Source organism: Leisingera sp. F5 (assembly GCF_001593695.1).
In genome coordinates this window covers 1-4,024 of sequence record NZ_LUKH01000192.1, presented here as the reverse complement: position 1 = coordinate 4,024, position 4,024 = coordinate 1, and the positions used below count along the sequence as shown (strand labels likewise).

Annotated in this window: 3 protein-coding genes; all 3 read left to right on the top strand. The window is 61.2% G+C overall.

Going from position 1 to position 4,024, the window contains the following annotated elements:
• Position 1 precedes the first annotated feature (1 nt).
• Positions 2-2,254 (top strand): adenosylcobalamin-dependent ribonucleoside-diphosphate reductase, encoded by a 2,253-nt coding sequence (locus tag A2I95_RS27095; RefSeq protein ID WP_291734892.1) that lies wholly within the window; start codon positions 2-4, stop codon positions 2,252-2,254.
• A 322-nt stretch (positions 2,255-2,576) separates the two neighbouring features.
• On the top strand, positions 2,577-3,674 hold the full coding sequence (locus tag A2I95_RS27090) for an AAA family ATPase (RefSeq protein WP_291734890.1): 1,098 nt from the start codon (positions 2,577-2,579) through the stop codon (positions 3,672-3,674).
• A partial coding sequence (locus tag A2I95_RS27085) for a hypothetical protein (RefSeq protein WP_291734894.1) occupies positions 3,671-4,024 on the top strand: 354 nt, incomplete at its 3' end. The genes A2I95_RS27090 and A2I95_RS27085, both read left to right, overlap by 4 nt.

The following is a 4,024-nucleotide window of genomic DNA, read 5'->3' as shown; positions in this document are numbered from 1 at the left end:
GATCTGGGATATGAAATACCGTTTCAAGCAGGCCGATGGCACGCCGATCGACGTCACCGTCGAGGACAGCTGGCGGCGAATCGCGCGCGATTTGGCGCGGGCGGAACAGGCGCCGGATGCCTGGGAAGAGAAGTTCTTTGCCGCGTTGGAAGACTTCAAATACCTGCCCGCAGGCCGCATCACTGCAGGCGCTGGCACTGCGCGCCAGGTGACCCTGTTCAACTGCTTTGTGATGGGCACCGTGCCGGACAGCATGTCGGGGATTTTCGACATGCTGAAAGAAGCAGCGCTGACCATGCAGCAGGGCGGCGGCATCGGCTATGACTTCTCAACCATCCGGCCGCGCGGCGCGGATGTGAAGGGCGTGGCGGCGGATGCCTCCGGCCCGTTGTCGTTCATGGATGTGTGGGATGCGATGTGCCGCACCATCATGTCGGCCGGCTCGCGCCGCGGCGCGATGATGGCCACCATGCGCTGCGACCATCCGGATGTTGAGGCTTTCATCACTGCCAAATCCGATTCTGCCCGCCTGCGCATGTTCAACATGTCGGTGCTGATCACCGATGCTTTCATGGATGCGGTCAAGGCCGACGGGTCCTGGGAACTGGTGTTTGACGGTAAGGTCTACCACACCGTGCAGGCGCGCGATCTGTGGAACAAGATCATGCAGGCGACCTATGATTATGCCGAACCCGGCGTGATCTTCATCGACCGGATCAACAAGGCCAACAACCTTTCCTATATCGAAAACATCTGCGCCACCAACCCCTGCGGCGAGCAGCCGCTGCCGCCCTATGGTGCGTGCCTTTTGGGCTCGGTCAACATGGCGCGGCTGGTGGCCAATCCGTTTGAGAAAGACGCGCATCTGGACCAGGAGGCGATGCAGGAGCTGGTCGCCACCGCGGTGCGGATGATGGACAATGTGGTCGATGTCTCCAAATTCCCGCTGGAGGCGCAGGCGCAGGAAGCCAAGAACAAGCGCCGGATCGGCCTTGGCGTCACGGGCCTGGCCGATGCGCTCTTGATGCTTGGTCTGGAGTATGGTTCGGACGAAGCGGCGCGTCAGACCGACGAATGGCTGCATAGCATAGCCCGCGCCGCGTATCTGGCGTCGGTGGATTTGGCCAAGGAGAAGGGCGCCTTCCCGCTGTTCGATGCCGAGGCGTACCTCAGCTCCGGCAATATGCTGAACATGGACGCGGACGTGCGCGACGCAATCCGCGAGCACGGCATCCGCAACGCACTGCTGACCTCCATCGCGCCGACCGGCACCATTTCGCTGTACGCCGGCAATGTGTCCTCGGGCATTGAGCCGGTGTTTGCCTATGCATACACCCGCAAGGTGCTGCAGAAGGACGGGTCGCGCACCGAAGAGGAAGTGGTCGATTACGCAGTGCAGATGTACCGCGAGAAATTCGGCGCCGATGCCAAACTGCCCGGTTACTTCGTCAACGCCCAGACCCTGCCGCCCGCGGCCCATGTCAAGATGCAGGCGGCGGCGCAGAAATGGATCGACTCGTCGATCTCTAAGACCATCAACTGCCCGGAAGACATCTCCTTTGATGACTTCAAGGACGTTTACATGCAGGCCTGGGATCAGGGCTGCAAAGGCTGCACCACTTACCGTCCGAATGACGTGACCGGCTCGGTTCTGTCGGTCAGCGAAAGCGCCGACACCGCGCCGGGCGAGACCGCCCAGGCACCGCATGAGAGCGATAGTGCCGAAGTGGTCTACATGTCCGAACCGCTGGACCGCCCGCAGTCGCTGGAGGGCCATACCTACAAGCTGAAGTGGCCGGACAGCGAGCACGCGATCTATCTGACCATCAACGATATCATCATCAACGGCCACCGCCGCCCGTTCGAGGTGTTCATCAACTCCAAGAACATGGAGCATTACGCCTGGACGCTGGCGCTGACCCGGATGATCTCGGCCGTGTTCCGCCGCGGCGGCGATGTGTCCTTTGTCGTTGAGGAGCTGAAAGCGGTGTTCGACCCGCGTGGTGGCGCCTGGGTGCAGGGAAAGTACATCCCGTCGATCCTGGCGGCGATCGGCGGCGTGATCGAGACCCACATGATCAAGACCGGTTTCCTGGAAGGCGAGGGAATGGGCCTGAAATCCGACCCGCAGGCGCAGGTGGTGAACCTGAACGCTCCGCGCGGCAAGGCCTGCCCGAGCTGCGGCCAGTTCGACATGCAGATGGTCGAAGGCTGCATGACCTGCCGCAGCTGCGGTCATTCGAAGTGTGGCTGAATAGAGGTAGGACTGTTGTTGTCGGACCCAAGAAATAACTGCCATTGATGGGGGTTTTCTGCCATTCTGACACGAGGTTAGTTGCCACCGGCCGAAATTCGGCCGGTGGTTTTGTTTTAAAACAATGACTTATGAGATCCCTGCCTTCTGCGTGCTGAAGGGATGCGTTTCCCCTCCGAAGATCAGCGCCACCTGTTGACTGAAATGGCTGTATTGAGCAGGACTGAAGCTCAAACCTGGCCAGGTTCTTTCCTTCATCTTCCTGAGCGCACTGAGTGCAATCGGGAGCCAGACGGCGCAGTGCGCCGGGAAAGGGCCAGCTATGTCCAAGATCAAGTTCATCGAAGCAGAGTTCCACAATGCCGACAAAGACCGGCGTGCAATACGGCAGCGCCTGGAACGGTTCCTGAAAACGCGCCGCGCCCTCGAGCGCGGCATTGTGCCTCCGGACCCTGAGGATCGTGATGACCGCCTTCGGTGGGAAACCGAATTGATGCAGGTTGGTCTCGGGCGCGAAGGTCAGGACCGCGTGGATCGCCGGGTAAGCAGGCTGGCGGAACGGCGGGCTGCGGCCGCAGGTCTCTCCCACCTCAAGCTCGACGACCGGAGAGCCTTGGAGGTTCTGCGCAACGGTGTGGAGCTGATCCGGATCCGGACAGAGCATCAGGCGGATGAAATCGCAGCCGGGATCCATGCCGGCATACCTTGGATGGCGCCAGCGACAGATCTTCTATGGAAGTCGATGCGGGGCTCGGTCCGCAATGGCGATGCTGGCTTCCGCCTGCCTCCGGTTCTTCTCGACGGGCCGCCGGGGATCGGCAAAAGCATGTGGGCCCGTCAGCTGAGCGCCGCACTCGGCGTGCCCCGCTGTGGTGTGGAGGCGACGGCGGAGCAGGCGTCGTTCGGTATTGTGGGCTCCCAGCGAGGCTGGTCCAACGCACAGCCGGGACGCCCTTTGATGACGATCCTGAAGCACCTGATTGCGAATCCGGTGGTCGTTGTTGACGAAGTGGAAAAGGCCGGGGTTGCAACTTCGACCAAAGGAAACAGCTTCGGCCTGACCGAGGGGCTACTGTCCCTCGTGGAGCCATCTTCTGCAACTTTGTGGCAGTGCCCCTTTTACCAGGTGGGTTTCGACATGTCTTGGATCAGCTGGGTGCTGACCTCCAACACCTTGGTCACTTTGCCAGCCCCTCTGCTGAGCCGCCTGGAGGTGATTCACTTCCAGGCGATTCCTGTAACTGAGTTGGCCGAATTTGCCCGCCGTGAGGGCGGGAGACGCGGATTGACGCAAGCGTCTGTTGAAGCAGTGATTGAGGCATTGGAAATCACCGGACGAGGTGCGGAGCTGAATCTGCGGCATGTCATCCGGATGCTGACCAAGGGTGAAGTGATGGAGACGGCTGGGGGCCGTCATTGAGCACACAGTTTCTCCATTCTCTCACCCCACAGAAAGGGAGCCGCATAGGCAAAAGGCTCGACGCCGTTGATCTTCGCCGTTGCGATGAGCGTAGCGATGCGGCCCCAGGCGCGGCCGCCTTCATCATGGCCGGCGAAGAGCGCGTTCTTTCTCGTCAGGGCGATCGAACGGAACAGGTTCTCGCACCTCTGCCTGGCAGGCAATTGCGCAGCGATCTGCCGAGAGAGGCATTGGAGCCGATCCCGACGCGGCTGTCGTGCAGGAAGACCTGCAGCCCGTCCTATTGGCGGTGGATGCAGGCCGGCTTCTCTCCGAGGTGGGACTTTGAGGAGATCCGGCGGCGCTGGAAC